The organism is Oribacterium sp. HCP28S3_H8 (assembly GCF_052064775.1).
GTDB lineage: Bacteria > Bacillota > Clostridia > Lachnospirales > Lachnospiraceae > Oribacterium.
Genome location: NZ_JBQHUZ010000038.1, coordinates 1 through 463, shown reverse-complemented (window position 1 = coordinate 463; position 463 = coordinate 1). Strand labels below are relative to the sequence as shown.

Annotated in this window: 1 protein-coding gene; it reads left to right on the top strand. The window is 42.5% G+C overall.

What is annotated here, in order from left to right; translation table 11 throughout:
- Positions 1-369 (top strand): transposase (locus ACTNEN_RS13370; RefSeq protein ID WP_441206957.1); only part of this gene is annotated, 369 nt, incomplete at its 5' end.
- Between the last annotated feature and the right edge of the window lie 94 nt (positions 370-463).

The window sequence follows — 463 nt, the reverse complement described above, 5'->3', positions numbered from 1 at the left end:
GCACAGGAGGACAAGAATGCAGCTCTTGAAAAAGCAAAGGCGGTAGCTGCCAAACTCAAAAAAATGAAACTATCAAAAGCAGCTCAAAAGGTAGAGGAATCAGTTCATGAAACCCTGACCTATATGGAGTTTCCTACTGAACATTGGACCAGAATCCGGACCAACAATACGCTGGAACGGCTTAATCGAGAGATTAAGCGTCGCACCAAGGTTGTAGGTACATTTCCTGATGGTGAATCAGCTTTGATGCTTGTATGTGCACGTCTTCGCCATGTTGCAAGTTCCGAATGGGGGACCAAGCGGTATCTCAACATGGAACACCTGACTTCCATGCTCATTGAGCGGGAAAGTTTAACTGATGTGGGCTAAATGAATTTATCAAGGTACTAATTGTGTAGGCTCTGATTTTTAATCAGAGAATATCGGTTAAAACTAAATTTGCGCAAAAATATTGACGGTATCT